At 70.5% G+C, this 24,763-nt stretch carries 21 protein-coding genes and 1 tRNA gene; 10 read left to right on the forward strand and 12 right to left on the reverse strand.

Annotation, left to right across the window (positions count from 1 at the left end):
- Positions 1 to 355: 355 nt before the first annotated feature.
- The 3 genes from ACGFW5_RS20720 to ACGFW5_RS20730 all read right to left on the reverse strand — a co-directional run bounded on the left by ACGFW5_RS20720 (position 356) and on the right by ACGFW5_RS20730 (position 2,121).
- Positions 356 to 583, reverse strand: coding sequence for a hypothetical protein (locus ACGFW5_RS20720; RefSeq protein ID WP_393835730.1), 228 nt, complete (start codon positions 581 to 583; stop codon positions 356 to 358).
- Between the two features lie 381 nt (positions 584 to 964).
- Positions 965 to 1,038 (reverse strand) — tRNA-Pro (locus ACGFW5_RS20725).
- Positions 1,039 to 1,191: 153 nt separating this feature from the next.
- Positions 1,192 to 2,121 (reverse strand): metallophosphoesterase, encoded by a 930-nt coding sequence (locus ACGFW5_RS20730; RefSeq protein WP_393835731.1) that lies wholly within the window; start codon positions 2,119 to 2,121, stop codon positions 1,192 to 1,194.
- A gap of 76 nt (positions 2,122 to 2,197) precedes the next feature.
- On the opposite strand from ACGFW5_RS20730, the gene ACGFW5_RS20735 reads away from it, so the two are divergent.
- On the forward strand, positions 2,198 to 2,662 hold the full coding sequence (locus ACGFW5_RS20735) for a GatB/YqeY domain-containing protein (RefSeq protein ID WP_393835732.1): 465 nt from the start codon (positions 2,198 to 2,200) through the stop codon (positions 2,660 to 2,662).
- A 292-nt stretch (positions 2,663 to 2,954) separates the two neighbouring features.
- Here ACGFW5_RS20735 and ACGFW5_RS20740 read toward each other — a convergent pair whose 3' ends face one another.
- Positions 2,955 to 5,249, reverse strand: a complete 2,295-nt coding sequence (locus ACGFW5_RS20740) for a transglycosylase domain-containing protein (protein WP_393835733.1) — start codon at positions 5,247 to 5,249, stop codon at positions 2,955 to 2,957.
- Positions 5,250 to 5,709: 460 nt separating this feature from the next.
- Here ACGFW5_RS20740 and ACGFW5_RS20745 point away from each other — a divergent pair, with 460 nt between their 5' ends.
- Positions 5,710 to 6,084 (forward strand): WhiB family transcriptional regulator, encoded by a 375-nt coding sequence (locus tag ACGFW5_RS20745; RefSeq protein WP_393835821.1) that lies wholly within the window; start codon positions 5,710 to 5,712, stop codon positions 6,082 to 6,084.
- Between the two features lie 13 nt (positions 6,085 to 6,097).
- On the opposite strand, the gene ACGFW5_RS20750 is transcribed toward ACGFW5_RS20745, so the two are convergent.
- Positions 6,098 to 7,909 carry an ArsA-related P-loop ATPase gene (locus ACGFW5_RS20750; RefSeq protein ID WP_393835734.1) on the reverse strand — a complete coding sequence of 604 codons (1,812 nt, stop codon included), beginning with the start codon at positions 7,907 to 7,909 and terminating at the stop codon, positions 6,098 to 6,100.
- On the reverse strand, positions 7,906 to 8,868 hold the full coding sequence (locus tag ACGFW5_RS20755) for an ArsA family ATPase (RefSeq protein WP_393835735.1): 963 nt from the start codon (positions 8,866 to 8,868) through the stop codon (positions 7,906 to 7,908). Before ACGFW5_RS20755 ends, ACGFW5_RS20750 begins: the two co-directional genes overlap by 4 nt.
- A gap of 96 nt (positions 8,869 to 8,964) precedes the next feature.
- On the opposite strand from ACGFW5_RS20755, the gene ACGFW5_RS20760 reads away from it, so the two are divergent.
- The 4 genes from ACGFW5_RS20760 (at position 8,965) to ACGFW5_RS20775 (ending at position 11,950) form a co-directional block, all read left to right on the forward strand.
- Positions 8,965 to 9,126, forward strand: a complete 162-nt coding sequence (locus ACGFW5_RS20760) for a DUF4177 domain-containing protein (protein ID WP_003975360.1) — start codon at positions 8,965 to 8,967, stop codon at positions 9,124 to 9,126.
- Positions 9,123 to 9,590, forward strand: coding sequence for a RidA family protein (locus ACGFW5_RS20765; RefSeq protein WP_393835736.1), 468 nt, complete (start codon positions 9,123 to 9,125; stop codon positions 9,588 to 9,590). The genes ACGFW5_RS20760 and ACGFW5_RS20765 overlap by 4 nt, the downstream gene beginning before the upstream one ends.
- A gap of 532 nt (positions 9,591 to 10,122) precedes the next feature.
- Positions 10,123 to 11,007 (forward strand): NUDIX hydrolase, encoded by an 885-nt coding sequence (locus ACGFW5_RS20770; protein WP_393835737.1) that lies wholly within the window; start codon positions 10,123 to 10,125, stop codon positions 11,005 to 11,007.
- A 112-nt stretch (positions 11,008 to 11,119) separates the two neighbouring features.
- Positions 11,120 to 11,950, forward strand: coding sequence for an MBL fold metallo-hydrolase (locus ACGFW5_RS20775; RefSeq protein WP_393835738.1), 831 nt, complete (start codon positions 11,120 to 11,122; stop codon positions 11,948 to 11,950).
- Positions 11,951 to 12,599: 649 nt separating this feature from the next.
- Here ACGFW5_RS20775 and ACGFW5_RS20780 read toward each other — a convergent pair.
- On the reverse strand, positions 12,600 to 13,274 hold the full coding sequence (locus tag ACGFW5_RS20780) for a Crp/Fnr family transcriptional regulator (protein WP_017947815.1): 675 nt from the start codon (positions 13,272 to 13,274) through the stop codon (positions 12,600 to 12,602).
- Between the two features lie 831 nt (positions 13,275 to 14,105).
- Between ACGFW5_RS20780 and nth the strand changes: the two genes are divergently transcribed.
- The 4 genes from nth to ACGFW5_RS20800 all read left to right on the forward strand — a co-directional run bounded on the left by nth (position 14,106) and on the right by ACGFW5_RS20800 (position 19,097).
- A complete protein-coding gene (gene nth / locus ACGFW5_RS20785) occupies positions 14,106 to 14,900 on the forward strand; it encodes an endonuclease III (RefSeq protein WP_393835822.1) in 795 nt (264 codons plus the stop codon).
- A gap of 550 nt (positions 14,901 to 15,450) precedes the next feature.
- Positions 15,451 to 16,269, forward strand: a complete 819-nt coding sequence (locus ACGFW5_RS20790) for an NUDIX hydrolase (protein ID WP_393835823.1) — start codon at positions 15,451 to 15,453, stop codon at positions 16,267 to 16,269.
- A 13-nt stretch (positions 16,270 to 16,282) separates the two neighbouring features.
- On the forward strand, positions 16,283 to 17,482 hold the full coding sequence (locus tag ACGFW5_RS20795) for a MarP family serine protease (protein WP_393835739.1): 1,200 nt from the start codon (positions 16,283 to 16,285) through the stop codon (positions 17,480 to 17,482).
- A 262-nt stretch (positions 17,483 to 17,744) separates the two neighbouring features.
- On the forward strand, positions 17,745 to 19,097 hold the full coding sequence (locus tag ACGFW5_RS20800) for a 6-phospho-beta-glucosidase (RefSeq protein ID WP_393835740.1): 1,353 nt from the start codon (positions 17,745 to 17,747) through the stop codon (positions 19,095 to 19,097).
- Positions 19,098 to 19,175: 78 nt separating this feature from the next.
- Here ACGFW5_RS20800 and ACGFW5_RS20805 read toward each other — a convergent pair whose 3' ends face one another.
- The 5 genes from ACGFW5_RS20805 to acs form a co-directional block, all read right to left on the reverse strand.
- Positions 19,176 to 19,385 (reverse strand): hypothetical protein, encoded by a 210-nt coding sequence (locus tag ACGFW5_RS20805; RefSeq protein ID WP_393835741.1) that lies wholly within the window; start codon positions 19,383 to 19,385, stop codon positions 19,176 to 19,178.
- A gap of 116 nt (positions 19,386 to 19,501) precedes the next feature.
- Entirely contained in the window at positions 19,502 to 20,449 is a 948-nt protein-coding gene (locus ACGFW5_RS20810) for an alpha/beta fold hydrolase (protein ID WP_393835742.1), read from the reverse strand.
- Complete coding sequence (locus ACGFW5_RS20815; protein ID WP_393835743.1) at positions 20,446 to 20,922, reverse strand: phage holin family protein; 477 nt, start codon at positions 20,920 to 20,922, stop codon at positions 20,446 to 20,448. The genes ACGFW5_RS20810 and ACGFW5_RS20815 overlap by 4 nt, the downstream gene beginning before the upstream one ends.
- 174 nt (positions 20,923 to 21,096) lie before the next feature.
- Complete coding sequence (gene nhaA, locus ACGFW5_RS20820) at positions 21,097 to 22,491, reverse strand: Na+/H+ antiporter NhaA (RefSeq protein ID WP_393835744.1); 1,395 nt, start codon at positions 22,489 to 22,491, stop codon at positions 21,097 to 21,099.
- Positions 22,492 to 22,732: 241 nt separating this feature from the next.
- On the reverse strand, positions 22,733 to 24,688 hold the full coding sequence (acs, locus tag ACGFW5_RS20825) for an acetate--CoA ligase (protein WP_393835745.1): 1,956 nt from the start codon (positions 24,686 to 24,688) through the stop codon (positions 22,733 to 22,735).
- Positions 24,689 to 24,763 lie beyond the last annotated feature (75 nt).

Raw genomic sequence — 24,763 nt, forward strand, 5'->3', positions numbered from 1 at the left:
TGGGGGCTGGTCGGTCGGTGGGTCGATCGGGGTGGGCGCCGGGCCAGGGGAGGGGGCGGAATCGCCCGCTACGGCTGGACCTTGGCGCTCGGCGAGCACTCCTGCTGCTTCTGGCTCGGTATCGCGCCGCAGATCGTCACGGTGTTCGGCGGTGCCTCGTCGGTGTCCGCGAGCATCTGGGTGTAGGTGTCGCGGTCGGTCAGGATCGTGGCCTCCTGCTCCAGGCCGGTGGCAGGCCGCGCGGGGTCAGGCCGTTGGCGCCGTACTCCGCCCCTCGCTCTTGGGAGGGAAGGGGGGCTGCTGCAGGGGATCTGCTGCGCGGCCGTCATCGAAGTTCATGCTGTTGTTGCCCGCCTCAGCCGATGGTGCCTTCGACTTCGATGCCGACCTGTTCACCTGTCGCTTCGATGGTCCCGGCGTTCTGGTCGACGTGGGCTCGGCCGCGTTCCGTGATGTCGCCGCCAACACGCATGCCGACCTGTTTGCCGTGGCTGAGATCTGCTTGCTGGGAGACCTCTATGCCGGGCCGATCTGTCTTCTTCTCGTCCCCGAACGGCAGGTGGCGTCCGTATGCCTCCTCCAAGTCCCGGCGAAGACGCCCCAGTACCCGCTCATCTCGGCGCCATCGCCGAGAAGGAACTCGGGGCGCGAGAGGTAGACGCGAAGCGCCCCGTGGGCCCCGGTGATGCGGGCGACGCGCTCGTCGGTGAGCGCCTGCGCCCTGACCAGCAAGGGCTGCGTTTGCCCGGCGACCTGCTCCGGCTCTTCCAGCGGTACCCGACCTGCCTGCCGGTCCAGCACCGCACTCGCTCGGTCAAAGAGAAACTTGACCGCTTCGGTCAGGAGTGTCCCGGCCAGCGCATCCCGAAGCCGGCTCCCAAACGGCCCCCAAAATGGCCCCCCAACGCAAATCAGGCCCGGTTCTCCGTGAAGGAAAACCGGGCCTGACCCGGTGTTTCGGCTGTCGGGGTGGCGGGATTTGAACCCACGACCTCTTCGTCCCGAACGAAGCGCGCTGCCAAGCTGCGCTACACCCCGATTGTCTCCGCTTGTCGCGGCGACGTCGTTTACTTTAGCCCACTGGCGGCTGGAGACGAAATCCGGTTTTCGGGGCCCCGCGGGCCGGGGCGGACGCGAGGCAGGGGCCCGGCCGGCGCCCGAGTCGCTGTGGGGCGGTGCCCGCCCGGCGGCTCAGCTCTGCCGTCCCACCAGCGTCAGCAGCGTCGCCTCCGGGGGGCAGGCGAAGCGGACCGGGGTGTAGCGGTTCGTGCCGCAGCCTGCCGAGACGTGGAGGTAGGCGCGGTTGCCGTCCGCCGTGTGCGTGGAGAGGCCCTTCACCCGGTCCGTGTCCAGATCGCAGTTCGTGACCAGGGCGCCGTAGAAGGGGACGCACAGCTGCCCGCCGTGCGTGTGGCCGGCCAGGATCAGCGGATAGCCGTCCGTGGTGAAGGCTTCCAGGGAGCGAAGGTAGGGGGCGTGGACCACGGCGATCGACAGGTCGGCGTCCGTCTCGGGGCCGCCCGCCACCTTCGCGTACCGGTCGCGCTTGATGTGCGGGTCGTCCAGGCCCGTGAAGGCCAGCTCCCTCCCGTCGAGCTTCAGGCGGCCCCGGGTGTTGGTCAGGTTCACCCAGCCCGCCGAGTCGAACGCGTCCCGCAGGTCCTCCCACGGGTTGTGCACGACGCCCTGGGCCGGGGCGTTGCCGTTGAGGCCGTGCCGGCCCTGCGCCTTCTCGAACAGGTACCGGGCGGGGTTGCGCAGCTTCGGCCCGTAGTAGTCGTTCGAGCCGAAGACGTACACCCCGGGGAACTCCATCAGCGGCCCCAGCGCGTCCAGCACCTCGGGCACGCCCTCCGGGTCGGACAGGTTGTCGCCGGTGTTCACGACGAAGTCGGGGCGCAGGCCCGCGAGCGACTGCAACCACGCCCGCTTCTTGCGCTGGCCGCTCACCATGTGGATGTCCGAGACCTGGAGTACGCGCAACGGGCGGGCCCCCGGCTCCAGCACCGGCACCGTCACCCGGCGCAGCCGGAAGGACCGCACCTCGAACCCGGCCGCATAGGCGAGACCGGCGGCCCCGACCGCCGTGATACCCAAGGGAATTCCGTATCGCGCGCGCATGAACCCATCGTCGCAGACGCCGACGGCGGTGGAAATCCGCGGGCGGGCACGGCTGCGCACCTGACACACTGGGGACATGACCACGCTCAAGGCCCGACTCAAGGACGACCTCACCACTGCCATGAAGGCGCGCGACGAGATCGTTTCGTCCACGCTCCGGCTGACCCTCACCGCCGTCGCCAAGGAAGAGGTCGCCGGTACGGCCGCGCGGGAGCTCTCCGACGACGAGGTCCTGAAGGTGATCGCCAAGGAGGCGAAGAAGCGCCGCGAGGCCGCCGAGGCCTTCGACAAGGGCGGCCGCGCCGAGTCCGCCGCGCGTGAGCTGGCCGAGGGCGAAATCCTCGACGCGTACCTGCCCAAGCAGCTCTCCGACGACGAGCTCGCGACGATCGTCGCCGGCGCCGTCGAGGAGGCCAAGGCCGCGGGTGCCGAGGGGCCGCGCGCGATGGGTGCCGTCATGAAGATCGTGAACCCGAAGGTCGCAGGGCTCGCCGACGGCGGCCGCGTCGCCGCCGCGGTGAAGCGACTCCTGGCCGGCTGAACAACCCAGCCGTACGGGGCGTAGCTGCTGCCGTATCTGGCGTACGTGGCGGGCTGCCGCACCTGGCGCGCCCAGCCGCACGGGGCGTAGCTGCCGTATCTGGCATGCCTGGCGTGCCCAGCCGTACGTGGCGTACCTGCCGTGCCTGGGCGTACTTGCCGTACTCAGCCGTACCTCGCGTACTCAGCCGTACCGGCGCCGCCCGCACAGGTCCGCGTGCAGAGGGGCGCCCCGGGAAGTGAATCCCGGGGCGCCCCTCTGCGCGTTCCCTGCGTCACGACCCGGCGGGGTCCTACTGCGGCCACCCGCCCGTGTCCCCGCCGACGACTCCCGGCGGGAACGAGATGCCGGGGAACGGGGGCTGGCCGCCCTGCTTCGGGGGCTTGTTGTCGCCGCCCGGCTTCGGCTTGTGCTTGCCCTTGTTCTTGTTCTTGCCCGGGTTGCCGTTGCCCCCGTTGCCAGTGCCGTTGCCGTTGCCGTTGCCGTTGTTCGCGGGCGCCCCGGCCGTCGCGTCGTCCGGCTTCTGGGCGCCGTCGCCGACGTTGACCGAGGTGAAGGGCGCCGACGTCTGGCCCTGGAGCGCCCCCGTCATGGCGTCGCGCCAGATGGGGCCGGGGACCTGGCCGCCGTACACCTGCTCGTACGTCTGGCCGCCGATGGTGATGTTGTTCATCTCGACCCGCTGCGAGGGGCTGCCGACCCAGACCGCGGCCGACAGGTTCGAGGTGTAGCCGACGAACCAGGCGTTCTTGCGGGCGTCGGTGGTGCCCGTCTTGCCCGCGTTGTCGCGGTCCTTGAGCCCGGCTTCCTTACCGGTACCGGAGTCGATCACGCCACGCAGCAGCGAGCTGATGGTGTTCGCGGTGTTCTCCGACATCGCCCGGTTGCAGGACGACTTGGGCACCGGCAGCGACTTGCCGTCCGCCCGCTTGATGGACTCCAGGGCGATCGGCGTGCAGTACGTGCCGTGGTTGGCGAAGGCCGCGTACGCCGTCGCCATCGTCAGGGGCGAGATGCCCCGGGCGCCGAGGGCGATGGCGGGGGACTGGGGGAGCTTCGCACCGCTGCCCTCCACCACACCCAGCTTGTCGGCCATCTGCATGACCGGGCACAGGCCGATGTCCTGCACCATCTGGATGAAGTACGTGTTGACCGACTTGGCCATCGCTTCGTTGAGCGCGTACGGACCGACCTCGTCCTCGCTCTCGTTCGGTACCCGGTCGTGGCTGAGGTTGACCCACGGCTTGCCGCTGCAGGTCTGCACCGAGGGGTACTCCATCTCGTTCGGCGAGGAGTACACCTGCGTCGGCGGGCGGCCCTGCTCTATGGCGGCGGCCGCCACGAACGGCTTGAACGTCGAACCCGTCGGGAAGCCGAAGTTGGAGCCCGCCATCTGCCGGTTCACCGAGAAGTTGATCTGCGTCTCGTTGTCCCCGAAGCCGTACGGCTTGGACTGCCCCATCGCCAGGATCTTGCCGCTGCCCGGCTGGACCATCGTCACGGCGGTGGCGACGGAGTCCTTCTGGTAGACGTGCTCCTTGATCGAGGTCTGCGCGGCCTTCTGGCTCTGCGGGTCGAGCGTCGTCTGGACCGTGAGACCCCCCTGGTTCCAGAGCTTGGCCCGCTCCTCCTTCGTCTTGCCGAAGACGGGGTCGGAGAGGAACACCTCGCGCACGTAGTCGCAGAAGAACCCGGCGCCGTCGACCGCCGTGATGCAGCCGTTCTTCGGCTTGCTCACGTGCAGCGTGATCGGGGCTTCCTTGGCCTTGTCGGCCTCGCCCTGCGAGATGTCCTTCATGTCGACCATCCGCTGGAGCACCGTGTTGCGGCGCTTCTTCGCCTCGGTCGCGTCATTGACGGGGTCGTACCGGGTCGGCGACTGCACGATGCCCGCGAGCATCGCGGACTCGTCCAGGGTCAGGTCCTTGGCCGACTTGGAGAAGTACCGCTTGGCCGCGGCCTCGATGCCGTACGCCTGCTGCCCGAAGAACGTGATGTTGAGGTAGTTCTCCAGGATCTTCTTCTTGCCGAGCTCTTCCTCGACCTGGATCGCGTACTTGAGCTCCTTGACCTTGCGGCCGATCGTCTGCTGGGTGGCCTCGGCGACCTTGTCGGGGTCGTCACCGGCCTCCTCGACGAAGACGTTCTTCACGTACTGCTGCGTGAGCGTGGACGCGCCCTGCGCGACACCGCCGCTCGTCGCGTTCTTGTTCATCGCGCGCAGGACGCCCTTGAGGTCGATCGCGCCGTGCTCGTAGAAGCGCGAGTCCTCGATGGCGACGATCGCCTTCTGCATGTACGGGGAGATGTCGGCGAGCGGCACCACGGTGCGGTCGCGCGAGTAGACCTGGGCGATCGTGCCGCCCTTGTTGTCCAGGATCGTGGTGCGCTGGCTCAGCGGCGGGGTCTTCAGATTGGCCGGGATCTCGTCGAAGCCCTCGACCGTTCCCCTGGCCGCGAGCCCCAGCGCACCGGCCGCGGGGAGGGCGATTCCCGCGAGCACCGCACCCGCCAACACACTCACGCCGAGGAACTTGGCCGCCTGCTGAGTCCCGGTCAGGCCTCCGCCCGATCGCTTCATTGCCATGGGGGGCAGCCTACGTTCTCAATCGCCGGACACGAGTGAAGGCTCTGGCCTAAGCTGCTCTCAACTGTCACAGCAGCCGGTCGCGCATCACGTTCTCGGCCATGCGTGGGAGTGTTCCGCAGGCCCCCGAATGCGGTTCCGCCGACCCCCGAATCCGGCCGGAATCAACCCGGTTGATGTCCGGTTGGTGTCCGGCTGATGTCCGGTTGAGCCTCATGCGTCACCCGGTGTCCGTTGTGGCTCGGCTCATACGTCCCGTTATTTCGGATTCGTCTCGCATGTCCTCGGCTCACTCCGTTGGGTGATCTGCCGCGTACGCATAGTCCGTTCGGACCATTCAAGATTGGGCCCGACGGGGGTGTTGCGCTGTGCCTGCCTTCCGTAACGTCCTCAACTGGCAGCGGTGAATATGCCGCTACCGCCGTGGGGGAGCCTCGATTCGGGAGAGGACGGCGCCGGCATGGGCTGGGTAACCGACTGGAGTGCGCAGGCAGCCTGCCGCACTACCGATCCGGACGAACTGTTTGTACAGGGTGCAGCGCAGAACAGGGCCAAGGCGGTGTGCACCGGTTGCCCGGTGCGGACCGAATGCCTGGCCGATGCGCTCGACAATCGCGTCGAGTTCGGCGTGTGGGGCGGAATGACGGAACGGGAGCGGCGCGCACTTCTGCGCAGGCGCCCCACTGTCACCTCCTGGCACCGCCTTTTGGAGACCGCGCGCACCGAGTACGAGCGCAGCACGGGCATCATGCCCGTGTGCGCGGAGGAGGAGTCGGTGTCGGCGTACGACTACCGGCATTCCTTCGGAGACGAGGCATACGCGGCAGCCGGCTGAGGGCGCCGACGGATCAGGCAGCTCCGGCCGGGGAACCACCGGCCGCGAGCCGGTCCCCGATGGCCCGCAGCCCCGCCAAGTCGTGCACATCGCCGGGCAGGGCGGCCACTTCGGTGACCGCGACCTCGGGGTGGAGCGCGGCGAAACGCTCGCGCGTCCGTCGCTCACGCGCGAGCACTCGCATCCGTTCGGCGTGCAGCCGCAGCAGGCCTGCGGTCAGCCGCTCGATCGAATCGCCGGCCGCATCCTCGACCGCAGCGTCTGCCGTAGCAACAGCGGCAGCGGCGGCCGCAGCGGCAGTCCTGTCGTCGGCCGTGTTATCGGTTCCGTCGTCGATCGAATCGTCGGCCGTTTTGTCGATCGCACCGTCAGGCGTGTCGTGGCTGGAATCCGCGCTGGAATCTGCGCTGTAATCCCCGTCGGAACCCGCACGGGAACCGTCGCCGGATTTCTCATCCACAGAGCCCCCAGCGCTTACCTCTGGGGTTTCTGAGCCCGCAGAGGCCTCAGCGGCCTCAGAGTTCACAGGAGCCTCAGAGTTCGCAGGGGCGCCGGAATCCTTGGTAATGGCGCGATCTTTTCGGTGCGCATGAGCGTGGACCGTCGACCGGTCCTGGGAATTGTCCGGTGACTCGGCAGCGTCGGGAGAGGAAACGCCGGGGCCACGAACTCCAGCCTTCCCGGCCCCCTGATCCACAATGCCGCGTTCGTCAAGATTTTTGGCAGAGGTTTCTGCGGAGGTTTCCGAAGGCGGCGCGGCGGACGTCTCAGCAGACGGTTCCGCAGACGTTTCGGCAGATGCCTCCGCAGGCGCCACCGCAGACGTTGAAGCAAGGGTTGATGCGTGCTCCAGCGAGTCGGAGGGGTCCGGCGCGTCGGGGGCGTCCAGTAGTTCCGTGAGGTGTTCGGCGGCGGCGAGCGCACGTTCCGCCGAGAGCCGGGCGGCCGCGCTTCCGTGGACGCGGTTGAGCACGAGCCCGGCCAGCGGCATGTCGTCGGCGGCCAGACGCTCCACGAAGTACGCGGCCTCGCGGAGCGCGTCCCGCTCGGGCGCGGCGACGACGAGGAAGGCGGTGCCGGGCGCCTGCAACAGGCGGTACGTGGCGTCCGCCCGGGTCCGGAACCCGCCGAACATCGTGTCCATGGCCGCCACGAAGGTCTGTACGTCGTGCAGGAAAGGACCACCGAGCAGCTTGCCGAGCGTGCCGGTCATCATCGACATGCCGACGTTGAGGAACTTCATCCCGGCCCGGCCGCCCATCTTCGCCGGGGCCATGAGCAGCTTGATGAACGTGCCGTCGAGGAACGATCCGAGCCGCTTCGGCGCGTCCAGGAAATCGAGCGCCGAGCGCGAGGGCGGAGTGTCGACCACGATCAGGTCCCACTCGTCCTGCGCCCGCAGCTGGCCCAGCTTCTCCATCGCCATGTACTCCTGCGTGCCCGCGAAGCCGGCCGACAGGGACTGGTAGAAGGGGTTCGTCAGGATCGCCTTGGCCCGGGCCGGGTCGGCGTGCGCCTCGACGATCTCGTCGAAGGTGCGCTTCATGTCGAGCATCATGGCGTGCAGTTCGCCGTCGCCCTGGACGTCCTTGACCCGCCGCGGGGTGTTGTCCAGCGAGTCGATGCCCATGGACTGGGCGAGCCTGCGGGCCGGGTCGATGGTGAGCACCACGACCTTGCGGCCCCGCTCCGCGGCCCGGACTCCCAAGGCCGCCGCGGTAGTTGTCTTGCCCACGCCGCCCGAGCCGCAGCACACGATGATCCGGGTGCCCGGGTCGTCCAGCAGGGGATCGATCTCCAGCGCCTCGACCGCGTCCACAGTCACTCTCCCACCCCGAGCTTGCGCAGTTCCGCGGCCAGGCGGTACAGCCCGGCCAGGTCCATTCCCCCGCCGACCAGAGGCAGTTCGTATGTCGGGAGCCCCAACTCCGCCAACGCCGCCCGCTGTTCACGCTCCAGCTCCACGCGCTCGGCGTGCTCGGCCGCCTGCTCCAGGAGCGGTGTCACCAGCTTCGCCGAACCGGTCAGGCCGGCCCGCGTCAGCGCCTTGGCGACCTCCTTGCGCCGGTCACCCGTGACCCCGCGCACGGCCGCCTCGTCCAGGATGTGCGGGCGCACCATGTTCACGATGACCTTGCCCGTCGGCAGCTCGGCGCCACGCAGCTCGCCGATCCCGTCGACGGTCTCCTGCACGGGCATCTCCTCAAGCAGCGTCACCAAGTGCACGGCCGTCTCGGGCGACTTGAGAACCCGCATGACCGCCTGCGCCTGGTTGTGTATCGGGCCGATCTTCGCGAGCCCGGCCACCTCGTCGTTCACGTTCAGGAAGCGGGTGATGCGTCCGGTGGGCGGCGCGTCCATGACGACGTGGTCGTACGCGAACCCACCCTGCTTGTTCTTGCGGCGCACCGCCTCGCACGCCTTGCCGGTCAGGAGCACGTCCCGTACTCCCGGCGCGATGGTGGTGGCGAAGTCGATCGCGCCGAGCTTCTTCAGCGCCCGGCCCGCGCCGCCCAGCTTGTAGAACATCTGGAGGTAGTCGAGGAGCGCCCGTTCCGCGTCGATGGCCAGGGCGTACACCTCTCCGCCGCCGGGTGCGACGGCGATCTTCCGCTCCTCGTACGGAAAGGCTTCCGTCTCGAAGAGCTGCGCGATGCCTTGTCTGCCCTCGACCTCGACGAGAAGCGTGCGCTTGCCCTCCGTCGCGAGGGCGAGCGCGAGTGCTGCGGCGACCGTGGTCTTGCCGGTACCGCCCTTGCCGCTGACGACCTGGAGCCTGCTCACACCTTCGAGCCTAACCAGTCCACCCGCGGTGTACGCATGTGGTCCGCGTAAGGCGCTCGCGCCAGGCCACGGCGGGCAGCGGCTACAGTCGGGCCCATGACCAAGTGGGAATACGCGACCGTGCCCCTTCTCGTGCACGCGACCAAGCAGATTCTGGACACCTGGGGCGAGGACGGCTGGGAGCTGGTCCAGGTCGTCCCCGGGCCGAACAACCCCGAGCAGCTGGTGGCCTATCTGAAGCGGGAGAAGCAGGCATGAGCGCCGTCGAAGCCAAGCTCGCCGAACTGGGCCTGACCCTTCCGTCGGTCGTCCCGCCGCTCGCCGCATACCAGCCCGCCGTGCGCTCCGGGGTGTACGTGTACACCGCCGGCCAGCTCCCGATGGTGGACGGCAAGCTGCCCGTCATCGGCAAGGTCGGCGGCGAAGTCACCCCGCAGGAGGCCAAGGAACTGGCCGCCACCTGCGCCCTGAACGCACTCGCCGCGGTCAAGTCCGTCGTGGGTGACCTGGACCGCATCGCGCGCGTCGTGAAGGTCGTCGGCTTCGTGGCCTCCGCACCCGACTTCACCGGCCAGCCCGGCGTCATCAACGGCGCCAGCGAACTGCTCGGCGCCGTCCTCGGCGACAAGGGCGTTCACGCCCGCAGCGCCGTAGGCGTCGCGGTCCTGCCCCTGGACGCCCCGGTCGAAGTCGAGATCCAGGTCGAACTCGTCGAGGACTGAGCCTCCCTCACGGGAGGCGTGCCTCGTGTCGAGGGCGTGCCTGCCTCACGGGAGGCGCGCTTCGTGGGGAGGGCGTGCCTGCCTCGCGGGAGGCGTGCTTCGTGGGGAGGGCGTGCCTGCCTCACGGGAGGCGCGCTTCGTGGGGAGGGCGTGCCTGCCTCGCGGGAGGCGTGCTTCGTGGGGAGGGCGTGCCTGCCTTGCGGGTGGCGTGCCTGCCTTGCGGGTGGCGTGCCTCATGGGGGAGGGCAGGTCCACTTCAGGCGGGCCGCCTTCCCTTGAGCGGGCCTTCGTTTCGGCCGAGTCGGGCGGGGTCCTCTCCGCCCGGGTGGGCCTTTGCGCTGGTCGGCCGTGGCCTCTTCCGCCGGGGCGAGCTTTTGCGTTGGTCGGGCCGTGGGCCTTTCCGGCGGGGCGAGTCTTTGCGCTGAGGGCGTCGGCCCGTCGGTGCGCGCGGCGGGCTGGGGACGTCCGGCTGAGGGATGCCACCTGCACGCACCCCCTCGAACATCCGCACGCCACCCCGTAGCATCCGCCCATGCCCAATGGTCAGTGGTACCCGCCGGAGTGGCCGGACCGCATCCGTGCCCTAGCCGCAGGCGAGCTCATCGCGGTCGAGCCGCGGCGGGCCGCGACCGTGATGCTGCTCCGGGACGGTGCGGCCGGCAGCGACACCGGTCCCTGCGTGCACATGCTGCGCAGACGCACCTCCATGGCGTTCGCCGGCGGCGCGTACGCGTACCCGGGCGGCGGCGTGGACCCGCGCGACGCCGAGGACGCGCAGCTGGGCTGGGCCGGCCCGTCCCGCGAGACGTGGGCCGGACGCCTCGGCACCAACCCCGCCTCCGCCCAGGCCATCGTCTGTGCCGCGGTCCGCGAGACCTACGAGGAGGCAGGCGTCCTCCTTGCGGGCCCCGACGCCGCCACCGTCGTCGGTGACACCACCGGCGACGACTGGGAGGCCGACCGCCACGCCCTGGTGACCCGTGAGCTCAGCTTCGCCGAGTTCCTGGACCGGCGTGGCCTGGTGCTCCGCTCCGATCTGCTCGGCGCCTGGGCGCGCTGGATCACCCCCGAGTTCGAGCCCCGCCGGTACGACACCTGGTTCTTCGTCGCGATGCTCCCCGAAGGCCAGGTCACCCGGAACGCCTCGACCGAGGCCGACCGGACCGTCTGGATCCGCCCCGCCGAAGCCGCCGCCGGCTACGACAAGGGCGAGCTCCTGATGATGCCGCCGACCATCTCCACCCTGCGTGACCTCCTTCCGTACGCCACCGTCGCCGAAGCCCTTGCGGCCGCGGCCGGACGTGATCTGGACCCGGTGCTCGCCCGAGCCCGCCTGACCGACTCCGGGGAACTCGTCCTGAGCTGGCCGGGCCACGACGAGTTCACCAAACACATCCCGGCAGGGGGCCCGTCCTGATGTCCCCCACCGCCACCCCGAGCGGCCCCGCGGGACCCGGGCGCCGCGCCCTGCCCGTTTCGGCGGGGCCGGTCCGGGTGACCGCCGCCCCCGTCACCCCTGGAGGTGCCGTATGAGTGACGCCGCCGCTCTTCCCGGGCAGCCGCGCGGCGGGGTCCTCTCGGGCCCTGCCACCGCCCGCGCGACCAATGTGCTGGCACCCAACGCCTCCGCCATGACTCTGGACGGCACCAACACCTGGATCGTCGCCGAGCCCGACTCCGACCTGGCCGTCGTCATCGACCCCGGGCCCCTCCACGACGGCCACCTCGGCCATGTCATCGCGATGGCCGAGAAGGCCGGCAAGCGAGTCGCGCTGACCCTGCTCACGCACGGCCACCCCGACCACGCCGAGGGCGCGGCCCGTTTCGCGGAACTGACCCGTACCCCTGTGCGTGCCCTGGATCCGGCCCTGCGTCTGGGGGACGAGGGCCTTGCGGCGGGCGATGTCATCACCACGGGCGGCCTGGAGATGAGGGTGGTGCCCACCCCGGGCCACACCGCGGACTCGCTCTGCTTCCATCTGCCCGCCGACCGGGCCGTCCTGACGGGCGACACGGTCCTGGGGCGCGGTACGACCGTCGTTGCCCATCCCGACGGACGCCTGGGCGACTATCTCGACTCCCTTCGCAGGCTGCGTTCGCTGACTGTCGACGACGGCGTGCACACGGTGCTGCCGGGGCACGGCCCGGTGCTCGACGACGCGCAGGGTGCCGTCGAGTTCTATCTGGCCCACCGCGCCCACCGGCTGGCCCAGGTGGAGACTGCGGTGGAGAACGGGCACCTCACGGCGGCCGACGTGGTGGCCCTGGTCTACTCGGACGTCGACCGGTCGCTGTGGCCGGCCGCCGAGCTTTCGGTGCTCGCGCAGCTTGAGTATCTGCGCGAGCACGGCCTGATCTGACGCCGCCGGTCCAGCCGGCCGGAGCGATCGTCTCCGGCCGGGGTGACCGCCTTCGCGCTCGTAGCGATCGCGTGCGGTCGGGACCGGTGTGGTTCGGACCGGCCGGGCCCGGGGCGGCTCAGGGCGCGTCTGGGCTGCCCCCATGGCTGGCTCTCCATGGTCGGCTCTCCATGGCCGGCTTTACTCGGCTGGCTTACATGGCGGTGTGAAGGGGCGCCCCGCAGAGGAGAGTTGGGTGGGACGGCTCTCAACTCTCGTACGGACGCTGCGCGTTGAAGCGGCAGAGGCCGTGCGGCGTTCGGTGGCGGGGGCACGGCCCGAGATCTTCTGGCTCCTGCGGTGTACATCGTGAAAACGTCCCGCTCCGCGCCCGGGTTCCCGGCCGGGACACATAATTTTTGCCCAACTCCCCGGGCCGGCCCGGGTCCTCGCCCGCGCCCGCGCCTCGCGCCCGCGCCTCGCGCCCGCGCACGCGAAAGGGGCCGGTCCCCAATGAACCGGCCGTGCCGCGTACGGGTACGCACACGCGAAAGGGGCCGGTCGCGAACGGACCGGCCCCTCAGGCGTACGAAACGACGGCCACGGTGGGCCGAGGCCCAGCGAACGCGGCCGCCGGTAAAACGGGCGCGGCGTTCGTGAGCCGGGTGGATCAGCGCGAGCGCTTCGCCAGGCGCTCCACGTCCAGCAGGATGACCGCGCGGGCTTCCAGGCGCAGCCAGCCGCGCTGGGCGAAGTCGGCGAGCGCCTTGTTGACCGTCTCGCGGGAGGCGCCGACCAGCTGGGCCAGCTCTTCCTGCGTGAGGTCGTGCACGACGTGGATGCCCTCCTCGGACTGCACGCCGAAGCGGCGCGACAGGTCGAGGAGCGCGCGGGCGACTCGGCCCGGCACGTCGGAGAAGACCAGGTCGGACATCTGGTCGTTGGTCTTGCGCAGGCGGCGGGCGACGGCGCGCAGCAGAGCCGTTGCCACCTCCGGGCGTGCGTTCAGCCAGGGCTGAAGGTCGCCGTGGCCCAGGCCGAGCAGCTTGACCTCGGTCAGCGCGGTCGCGGTGGCGGTGCGCGGGCCCGGGTCGAAGAGGGACAGCTCGCCGATGAGCTCGCCCGGGCCGAGGACGGCCAGCATGTTTTCGCGGCCGTCGGGCGAGGTGCGGTGCAGCTTCACCTTGCCCTCGGTGACCACGTACAGGCGGTCACCCGGGTCGCCCTCGTGGAAGAGAGCATCGCCGCGGGCGAGCGTCACCTCACTCATCGAGGCGCGCAGCTCCGCGGCCTGCTCGTCATCGAGCGCCGCGAAGAGCGGGGCGCGCCGCAGAACGTCGTCCACGAATCTCTCCTTGTGACCGGTTTCAGGGGATCCAGCTCCCCATTTTGCCGGACGGTATAAACAGTGCGATCAATCACAGGATGACGTACTGGAGTGCCGGACCGTGAGTCAGGGGGCCGATTGGGGCGCTGATTGGCTGTGCTCGGGGCGGATGTCAGTGCCGGGCTTTAGGCTGGCCGAGTGTCCAATTCGCCGGTGAGAGCGCAGGCCAGGGGGGCTGATGGAGTGTCGGTAGAGAACGATTCAGCTGTGGGCGAACAGCCCGCGTCCGAGCCGAAAGCCGCCGCGAAGAGGGCCGCGCGGGCGGCCGGACCCGCCTCCTCGGCCGGGCTCGGCGACGCGACCCCGGACGCCACCGGCGAGAGTTCCACGGCGAGGCCTGCGGCGGCCGACGGACGGGCCCTCGCCGACGACGTTTCCACGGCTGACGAAGGAAGCAAGGACAACAACGTGCCCGAGTCCCAGAGTGCACCGAAGGCCTCCAAAGGCGCCTCCAAGGCAAAAGGCGCCGCCAAGACGAAATCCGCACCGCGCGGCAGCACGGCGACTGCGGCTGCCCCCGCCGGGGCCACATCCGCGAACTCGGCTGTTCCGCAGGACGTGGTTGTGCCTGGGAACCCGGCCGCCACGCCTGAGGGGAAGCCCGCCAGGAAGAGTCGGGCCGCCACGCCCGAGGGGCAGCCCGCCACCAAGAGCCGGGCCGCCGCCAAGGACCGAGCCACGCCTGAGGGGAAGCCCGCCACCCAAGAGGTAGCCACGGCGAAGCGCACAACCGGCTCCAAGCGTGCGGCCACGCCCAAGCGCGCCCCCGCTCCTGCGGCAGGCAGCGAGATCGGGGCCGGGCAGCCTGTCGGGGGGAAGGCCGAGTCGCATCGCGCGATGGTGCGTCGGGCCCGCCGGATCAACCGCGAGCTGGCCGAGGTCTATCCGTACGCCCACCCCGAGCTGGACTTCCGCAACCCGTTCGAGTTGCTGCTCGCGACCGTCCTGTCGGCCCAGACCACCGACCTCCGGGTCAACCAGACGACACCGGCCCTGTTCGCCGCGTACCCGACGCCCGAGGACCTTGCCGCGGCGAACCCCGAGGACGTTGAGGGGATCATCCGGCCGACCGGGTTCTTCCGCGCCAAGGCCAAGTCGATCATGGGAATCGCCGTGGCCCTCAGGGATGAGTTCGGCGGCGAGGTGCCGGGCCGCCTTGAGGACCTGGTCAAGCTGCCCGGAGTCGGGCGCAAGACGGCGAATGTCGTGTTGGGCAATGCTTTCGGGGTGCCGGGGATCACCGTCGACACCCACTTCGGCAGGCTGGTGCGGCGTTTCAAGTGGACCGATCAGGACGATCCGGTGAAGGTCGAGGCGGAGATCTGCGCGATCTTCCCGAAGAGCGAGTGGACGATGCTCTCGCACCGGGTCGTCTTCCACGGCCGCCGCATCTGCCACTCCCGCAAGCCCGCATGCGGTGCGTGCCCGATCGCGCCGCTCTGCCCGTCGTACGGGGAGGGCGAGACCGATCCCGAGAAGGCGCGCAAGCTCCTCAAGTACGAGAAGGGCGGCCTGCCCGGCCAGCGGCTGAGCCCGCCGCCGGACTACCCGGGCCTCCCGGCGCCGCCGCTGGGAGGCGCCTGACGTCACCCGGAAGACGGACGTCGGGGCCGGGCGGAACGAAAGGGAGCGGCACAGGCGTTGTGGACGATGAGCGACGGGGGTGCAGATGACGCACACGAGCGAGACGTACGACGGTGATCTGAGCGGCATCGGACACGGTGGCAGCGGCGACGCCGACGGCGATGGCGACGGCAGGCTCGGCGGTTCGGGCAGCCGGGCCGCGCTGGCCGGCGGTGCCGGCGCCGCGCCGGTTGGTGCCGGTGACCCGGGCGGCCGTGCCGATGCCGGGCAGCAGCCGCAGCACGGCCGATCCGGCGGCCAGGCCGGCGGAGGGGCCGGGGGCGGTGCCGACGTGGCGGCCGCCGAACCGGTCCGGACCAGCGGTCGGCTGGACGGCGCAGCAGCCGAGCCCCGCAACGGGGGCCGCGGCGACGGTGTGGACGCCGAACACGGTCGTTCCGGCGATCGGGCCGACGGGACCCGCCGGATCGGCCGCCCAGACCCAGCGACCGCACGCCCGGGTCCACCCACGGACCTCCCCGTCCCACCGACCGCACGCCCGGGGCCGCCCATGGACCTCCCCGTCCCACCGACCGCCCACCCGAGCCCAGACTCGGCCGCCGCCCGCCCAGGCGCCGGTCACCGCAGTGGCGGTGATGGCCGTGATGGCCGTGATGGCGGTGGCGGCGTTGGGGTCCGGCAGCGCGTCGGGGAGGCCGGGCACGGTCTCGTGGTGACCAGTGACGGCTTGCCCGGCTGGCTGGAGCCCGTCGCGCGGGCGGCCGAGGCCGTCCGGCCCGAGCAGATGAGCCGGTTCCTGCCGCCGGAGAGCGGCGACGGGCGGCAGTCCGCCGTGCTCATCCTCTTCGGCGAGGGCCCGCGCGGGCCCGAGCTGTTGCTCATGGAGCGGGCGAGCCAGCTGCGTTCGCACGGCGGCCAGCCGTCCTTCCCCGGCGGCGCCCTCGACCCCGAGGACGGCGACCCAGCCACCACGGGGCCCCTGTGCGCCGCGCTGCGTGAGGCCGAGGAGGAGACAGGGCTCGACCCGGCCGGCGTCCAGCTCTTCGGCGTGCTGCCCCGGCTCTACATCCCGGTGAGCGAATTCGTCGTGACGCCCGTGCTCGGCTGGTGGCGCGAGCCGACGCCGGTGCGGGCGGTCGACAGCGGTGAGACGGCGCGTGTCTTCACGGTGCCCGTGGCGGATCTCACGGACCCCGCCAACCGGGCGACCGCGGTGCACCCACGGGGCCACGCAGGACCGGCATTCCTGGTCGAATCGGCGCTCGTGTGGGGGTTCACGGCCGGTGTGATCGACCGGATCATGCACTTCGCGGGCTGGGAACGCCCGTGGGACCGAGCCAAGCGGGTGCCGCTCGACTGGCACGCGTGACAGGCTGGGGCCCGTGAACGTGCTGGACATCCTGTTGCTGGTCGCCGCCGTATGGTTCGCGATCGTCGGCTACCGCCAGGGCTTCGTCGTCGGCATCCTGTCGGTGATCGGGTTCCTCGGCGGTGGTCTCATCGCCGTGTACCTGCTCCCGGTCATCTGGAACCAGCTGACCGACGAGTCCCAGGTGTCGACGACGGCCGCCATCGTCGCGGTCGTCATCGTGATCGTCTGCGCCTCCGTGGGCCAGGCCTTCACCACCCACCTCGGCAACAAGCTGCGCCGGTACATCACGTGGTCGCCCGCGCGCGCCCTGGACGCGACCGGCGGCGCCCTCGTCAACGTCGTGGCCATGCTGCTCGTGGCGTGGCTTATCGGTCTGCTGCTCGCCGGGGCCGCCCTGCCGACGCTGGGGAAGCAGGTCCGCAACTCCAAGATCCTGCTCGGCGTCTCGGACGTGATGCCCCAACAGGCGTCGACCTGGTTCAGCGACTTCTCCTCGGTCCTGGCGCAGAACGGCTTCCCGCAGGTCTTCACGCCGTTCTCGAACGAGTCGATCACCGAGGTCCAGGCGCCCGATCCCAAGCTCGCGGGCAGTCCGGTGGCGGCCGCCGCCAAGAAGTCGATCGTCAAGGTCGTCGGGATGGCGCCGAGTTGCGGCAAGCGCCTCGAAGGCACCGGCTTCGTCTTCGCCGACCGTCGCGTCATGACCAACGCGCACGTGGTGGGCGGGGTCGACGAGCCGACCATCCAGATAGGCGGTCAGGGACGTACGTACGACGCCAAGGTCGTGCTCTACGACTGGCGCCGCGACATCGCGGTCCTGGATGTCCCGGACCTGAAGGCGCCCGCGCTCCAGTTCACCTCCACCGACGCGCGCACCGGCAACAGCGCGATCGTGGCGGGCTTCCCCGAGGACCATCCCTACGACGTGCGCTCCGCCCGGATCCGCGGCCGGATCAGCGCCAAGGGGCCGGACATCTACCGCCGCGGCACGGTCCGCCGCGACGTGTACTCGCTGTTCACCACGGTGCGTCCGGGCAACTCCGGCGGCCCGCTGCTGACCCCCGAGGGCAAGGTCTACGGCGTGGTCTTCGCGAAGTCGCTGGACGACCCGGAGACCGGGTACGCGCTGACCGCCGACGAGATCCAGACCGACATCCAGCAGGGCCGCACGGCCGACCAGCAGGTGGACAGTCAGCAGTGCGCCCTGTGAACCCGCCGGTGAACCCCGCAGTGCGCCCTGTGAACCCGCCGGTGAACCCCGCAGTGCGCGCCGTGACCCCGCCGGTGAACCCCGCAGTGCGCCGGGTGAACCCGCGCGAGCCGCACACCCACCGGCCGGCCTCCACCTGCCGACGGGTTCCACGCTCACCGGCCGGTCCCGCGACCCCGCTGACAGACCGTACGGCGCCCCACGTGATGCGCCACGTGATGCATGCTTCCTGACGAGATGACTCCCTGACGAGAAGGCTGCGATGCGACTGACGATCCTCGGCGGCGGTGGCTTCCGGGTCCCGCTCGTGTACGGCGCGCTGCTGCGCGACCACGCCCCCGGGCGCGTCACGGAGGTCGTCCTGCATGACCTGGACGCGGCCCGGCTGCACGCCGTGAGCCGAGTGCTCGCGAACCGGGCGCACGGGATCGAGGACGCTCCCCGGGTGCGTACCACCACCGATCTCGACGAGGCGCTGCACGGCGCGGACTTCGTGTTCTCCGCGATCCGCGTCGGCGGCCTCGAGGGCCGGGCCGCCGACGAGCGGATCGCGCTCGCCGAAGGCGTCCTCGGCCAGGAGACGGTCGGCGCGGGCGGCATCGCGTACGGGCTGCGTACCGTGCCGGTCGCCGTCGAGATCGCCCGCAGGGTCAAGGTGCTGGCCCCCGACGCCTGGGTCATCAACTTCACGAATCCGGCGGGTCTGGTCACCGAAGCGATGGCCGAGCACCTCGGTGACCGTGTCATCGGCATCTGCGACTCGCCGGTGGGCCTGGCCCGCCGGGTGGCCCGCGCGGTCGGCGCCGACCCAGGCGTCGTACGCCTCGACTACGCGGGCCTCAATCACCTGGGCTGGCTGCACGGCCTGTACGAGGGCGAGAAGAACGTCCTGCCGCGCCTGTTCGAGCAGGGCGACGAACTCCTGACCTCCTTCGAGGAGGGCAAGCTCTTCGGCGCCGACTGGCTGCGTTCGCTCGGCTCGGTCCCCAACGAGTACCTGCACTACTACTACTTCAACCGGGAGGCGGTGGCCGCCTACCAGCAGGCCGAACGGACCCGCGGCGCGTTCCTCAAGGACCAGCAGGCACGTTTCTACGCCAGCGCGGAGACCGTGCCCGACGCCTCGGTGTGGGCGGCCTGGGACCGCACCCGGGCCGAGCGGGAGGCCACGTACATGGCCGCGAACCGGGACGTCTCGGGGGCCGGTGAGCGCCATGCCGACGACATGGAGTCCGGCGGGTACGAGCAGGTGGCGCTCGCCCTCATGCGGGCCATCGCGCGCGACGAAGCGGCGACGCTCGTCCTGAACGTGCGCAACGGCGACTCGCTGCGCGTCCTCGACGAGCGGGCCGTCATCGAGATCCCGTGCCTCGTCGACGCGGACGGCCCCCACCCGCTGCCCGTCACCCAACTGACCGGCCACGAGGCGGGTTTGGTCAGCTCGGTGAAGGCGGTCGAGCGATGCGTCCTTGAGGCGGCCGCCGGCGGATCGGCGCGCGCGGCGGTGAAGGCCTTCGCGCTGCACCCACTGGTCGACTCCGTCCAGGTGGCCCGACGCCTCCTGGACGCCTACCGGAGCGCCCACCCAGGACTCGACTACCTCCGAGCGACCTAGGCAGGCGCCGCGCAACGCCGCCCATCAGGCACGCCGCGCGCACCGCCGCGCATCAGGCACGCCCGCGCGCAACCCGGCTCAGGCCGACGAGATGCGGGTGTGCCGCAGCCGTGCCGAGACCCAGCGGGCCCGGCGGCGCAGGATGCGCGGGATGCCCACCACCTCCGGGGATTCGGGGGAGGGATGCTGCACCCCCAGCCCCTGCGGGCCGCTCCTCTCGTACGAGACCGGCCCTGCGGCCGTTCGGCGGTTCCGTGCTGCGTCACCGTAGTCGTGCGTCCAGCCCATACCCCGACGTCTGCCCGGGGCTCATGGTCGATAACCGCTCCGGAGGGGGCCAATTGGCCTATGCGCCAGGCATTTGGCTGTTCGTAGGACAACCGTTCCCCCGGCGTCGACAGAACTCAGCGGTCCGGCTCCGGATCCTTGAGCCAGTTGACGAGTTCCGTGGAGAAGGCCGCCGGATCCTCTTCGTGCGGGAAGTGGCCCAGGCCGTCGAACAGCCGCCAGCGGTACGGCGCTTCGACGTACTCGCCCGAGCCCGCCGCGCTGCGGGTCCGCATCACCGGGTCGAGCGATCCGTGCAGGTGGAGCGTCGGCACCCGGACGGGCCGTTTCATCCGCCGGTTGAACTGGATGCCGTCGGGACGAGCCATCGACCGCACCATCCACCGGTACGGCTCGATCGAGCAGTGCGCCGTGGAGGGGATGCACATGGCCCGCCGGTAGGTCTCCACGGCCTCGTCCTCGGGTTGGCGCGGGCCCGACCAGTCCCGTACGAGCCGGCCCACCAACGCGCCGTCGTCCGCCACCAGCTGACGCTCCGGCAGCCAGGGGCGCTGGAAGCCCCACACATAGGATCCGGCGGAGGTCTGCTTGACGTCGCCGAGCATCGCCGACCGCCAGCGGCGCGGATGCGGCATCGACGACACCACGAGCCGGCGCACCACCTTGGGGCGCATCACGGCCGCCGTCCACGCCAGGTATCCGCCCAGGTCATGGCCGACGAGGGCCGCGTCGGGTTCGCCAAGGGACCGTACGACGCCCGTGATGTCGAGCGCGAGGTTGGCCGGGTCGTAGCCGCGCGGGGTGCGGTCGCTGCCGCCGACTCCGCGCAGGTCCATCGCGACCGCTCGGTAACCGGCGTCGGCCAGCGCGGTCAGCTGATGGCGCCAGGTCCACCAGAACTGCGGGAAGCCGTGGAGCAGCAACACCAGGGGACCGTCGCCGAGTTCGGCGATGTGGAAGCGCGCCCCATTGGCCGCCACGTCCCTGTGGGTCCAGGGACCATCGATGCGGACAGGGCTGCCGGTGCCGCCAGGGCTTCCGGTGCCGGGATCGGGTGCGGTCATGCAGACGAGCGTGCCACAGTGGCGCCGGTGTCCGTGACCGTCACCTCGACGGTGGCCGGGCGCGGGTGCGGCTTGACGCCCTGGAGCGCGGCGGCGGTCGCCTTGGCCGACGCGATCGACTTCTCCGGCGGCTTGACCTTCTTGAACTTGGTGACCGCGAGCACCCCGAGCAGCGCCGCGAGCAGCAGGAACGCGCCGCCGACGATGAGGAACGACCAGGCGAGCCCGAGCCCCAGGTTGTGGATGCCGTACGCCGCCGCGAAGCTCAGCACCGGCAGCGAGAACAGCGCGAGCACACCGGCCGTACTGATGGCGAGGCCACCGATCGCCCCGCGCTTGACGTCCTGCCGCAGCTCCGCCTTGGCCAGGGCGATCTCGTCGTGCACCAGCGCGGACATCTCGGCGGTCGCCGAGGCGACCAGCTGGCCGAGGCTGCGCTCGGCGCTGCCGGCGTTGTGGCTGGGGTCGCTCATCGCTGACTCCCTCATCTCTTCTCGGTTACCGACGGTCCAACGGGTCCAACGGGTCCAACGGGTCCAACAGGTCCAACAGGTCCAACAGGTCCAACGGGTCAAGTAGGCCCAACAGGCCGAACACGTCCAGCGGGTCCAACACGTCCAACGGGTCCAAACAGGTCCGTTGTCAGATCATGCCGGACGGTCGGCGTCGTCGCGCTCCGCCCCCGCCAGTTGCGCCAGTCTGCGGTGTTCGGCCGCCTTGTTCTCGTGGATCGCGGCCATTCTCAGGTGGTACTCCGGCTTGTCCCGTTCGTACACGTCGGGGATGCCGTCCTGGTCCTCGTCGCGCTCCTCGTCCTCGACGAGTTGCTTGTACCTGCGCACCCGCAGCTTGAGCAGGACGGAGGACAGGACGGCGGCGGTCAGCGAGCCGACGAGGACGGCCGCCTTGACCTCGTCCGTCAGCTGGTCCTGGCCGGCGAAGGCGAGCTCGCCGATGAGCAGCGAGACCGTGAAGCCGATGCCGGCGAGCGAGGCGACGGCGAAGACGTCGGGCCAGGCCAGGTCGTCGTTAAGTTCGGCCTTGGTGAAACGGGCGGCGAGCCAGGTGCCGCCGAAGATGCCGACGGCCTTGCCGACGATCAGGCCGAGCACGACGCCCAGCGTCTCGGGCCGGGTGAAGACATCGGCAAGGGTGCCTCCGCTGATGCTCACACCGGCCGAGAAGAGCGCGAACAGCGGCACCGCGAGTCCGGCCGACACCGGCCGCACCAGGTGCTCGATGTGCTCGCCGGGGGAGTGGTCCTCGCCCTCGGTGCGGTGGCAGCGGAGCATCAGGCCCATCGCGACGCCGGCGATGGTGGAGTGGACGCCGCTGTTGTACATCAGCCCCCAGATGACGAGCGCCAGCGGAATGTAGAGGTACCAGCCGGGTACGCCCCTCCTGAGCAGCCACCAGAAGAGGACGAGCCCGACGACGGCGCCGCCGAGGGCCACGAAGTCGATGCTGCTGGTGAAGAAGACGGCGATGATCAGAATCGCGAAGAGGTCGTCGACGACGGCGAGCGTGAGCAGGAAGGCGCGGAGCGCGGAGGGCAGCGACGTGCCGATGACCGCGAGTACGGCGAGGGCGAACGCGATGTCCGTGGCGGTCGGTACGGCCCAGCCGTCGAGGGAGCCGTCGCCGAACACGTTGACCAGCGTGTAGACGAGCGCGGGGACCGCCATGCCGCACAGGGCCGCGATCACGGGCAGGGCGGCGGCCTTGGGGTCGCGGAGCTCTCCGGCGACGAGTTCACGCTTGAGTTCGATACCGGCGACGAAGAAGAAGATGGCGAGCAGCCCGTCGGCGGCCCAGTGCTGAATGGACAGGTCGAGACCGAGGGCGCCGATCCCCAGGTGGAAGCCGCGGACCGACTCATAGCTCGAACCCAGGGTGTTCGCCCAGATCAGCGCGGCGATCGCGGCCACGAGCAGCAGCACACCGCCGACGGTCTCGGCGCGCAGCGCCTCCGCCAGGTAGGTGCGCTCGGGGAGCGAGAGGCGCCCGAGGAACTTGTGCTTGCTGGGGGTGGGTGTGGCCACGAGGGCGACCTCCGGTCGGTTCGGCGGGCATGGCTAGCACGTTGCCGACCAGACTTCCCGGCGCACCTGACTTTCTGTCGCGTCGTTGACGCTTTCCTTACTTTACCTAACTTTGCGGTGCGGCGCATGCGTCGGGGTGCATCCGGTGATCATCACTTTAGGGGCATACCCGGCATACGGCGCGCGAAAAAGGCCCGGCCACCTGCGCGGCCGGGCCCTTCCTACGCGGTGTGTCCGCCGCTCAGTCCTCGGTGGCCGCGCTCGGCAGCTTGGTCTGGATGAGCGCCATGACCGAGGAGTCGGTCAGGGTCGTGACATCGCCCAGCTCGCGGTTCTCGGCGACATCGCGCAGCAGCCGGCGCATGATCTTGCCCGAGCGGGTCTTGGGCAGCTCCGCGACCGGCAGGACGCGCTTGGGCTTGGCGATCGGGCCGAGCGCCGAACCGACGTGTGCCCGCAGTTCCTCGGCCAGCGTGTCGGTCTCGGCGGCGGTGCCGCGCAGGATCACGAACGCCACGATGGCCTGCCCGGTCGTCTCGTCGGCGGCGCCGACCACGGCCGCCTCGGCGACGGAGGGGTGCGAGACGAGCGCCGACTCGACCTCGGTCGTGGAGATGTTGTGGCCGGAGACGAGCATGACGTCGTCCACGCGGCCGAGCAGCCAGATGTCGCCGTCGTCGTCCTTCTTGGCGCCGTCACCGGCGAAGTACTTGCCCTGGAAGCGGGACCAGTACGTGTCGATGAAGCGCTGGTCGTCGCCCCAGATGGTGCGCAGCATGGAGGGCCACGGCTCGGTCAGGACCAGGTAGCCGCCCCCGCCGTCGGGGACCTCGTTGGCCTCGTCGTCGACCACCGTCGCGGCGATGCCGGGCAGGGCGCGCTGGGCCGAGCCCGGCTTGGTCTCGGTGACGCCGGGCAGCGGCGAGATCATCATGGCGCCGGTCTCGGTCTGCCACCAGGTGTCCACGATGGGGCACGTGTCGGCGCCGATGTGCTTGCGGTACCACATCCACGCCTCGGGGTTGATCGGCTCACCGACCGAGCCCAGGACCCGCAGACTGCTCAGGTCGAACTTGGCGGGGATGTCGTCGCCCCACTTCATGAACGTGCGGATCGCGGTCGGCGCGGTGTAGAGGATGGTCACGCCGTACTTCTGCACGATCTCCCAGAACCGCCCCTGGTGCGGGGTGTCCGGGGTGCCCTCGTACATGACCTGGGTGGCGCCGTTGGCCAGCGGTCCGTAGACGATGTACGAGTGTCCGGTGACCCAGCCGATGTCGGCGGTGCACCAGTAGACGTCGCTCTCCGGCTTCAGGTCGAACACCGCGTGGTGGGTGTACGCGGCCTGGGTGAGGTAGCCGCCGGAGGTGTGCAGGATGCCCTTGGGCTTCCCCGTCGTCCCCGAGGTGTAGAGGATGAACAGCGGGTGCTCGGCGTCGAACGCGACGGGCGTGTGCTCCACCGACTGGCGGGCGACAATGTCGTCCCACCACACATCGCGGCCCTCGGTGAACGCGGTGTCCTGGCCCGTACGACGGACCACGAGGACGTGCTCGACCTGCGGGCAGCGGGCGACGGCGTCGTCGATGGCGGGCTTCAGGGCGGACGGCTTGCCGCGCCGGTAGCCGCCGTCGGCGGTGATGACGAGCTTGGCGTCGGCGTCCTGGATGCGGGAGGCGACGGCGTCGGCCGAGAAGCCGCCGAAGACCACCGAGTGCGCCGCGCCGATGCGCGCGCAGGCGAGCATCGCGACGGCGGCTTCCGGGATCATCGGCAGGTACACCGCGACGCGGTCACCGGCCTCGACTCCCAGCTCCGTCAGGGCGTTGGCGGCCCTTGACACCTCGTCCTTGAGCTCGGCATAGGTGAGCGAGCGGCTGTCGCCCGGCTCGCCCTCGAAGTGGATGGCGACCCGGTCGCCGTGCCCCGCCTCGACGTGCCGGTCGACGCAGTTGTACGCCACGTTCAGCTTGCCGTCGGCGAACCACTTGGCGAACGGCGGGTTCGACCAGTCAAGGGTCTCGGTCGGTTCGGTGGCCCAGGTCAGGCGCCGGGCCTGCTCGGCCCAGAAGCCCAGCCTGTCCGCATCGGCCCGCTCGTACGCCGTCGCCGTCACGTTGGCGTGCGCGGCCAGCTCGGAGGGCGGCGCGAACCGCCGTTCCTCCTTCGCGAGGTTGGCCAGGCTTTCGTTGCTCACGACATCTCCCTTTCCCAGGGCGTCCTCTGTGCGTATGTGTCCCGGCCCTAGCTCATCAGGCCAAGCGCCGGGTGA

Source organism: Streptomyces sp. NPDC048416, assembly GCF_043200435.1.
Lineage (GTDB): Bacteria > Actinomycetota > Actinomycetes > Streptomycetales > Streptomycetaceae > Streptomyces.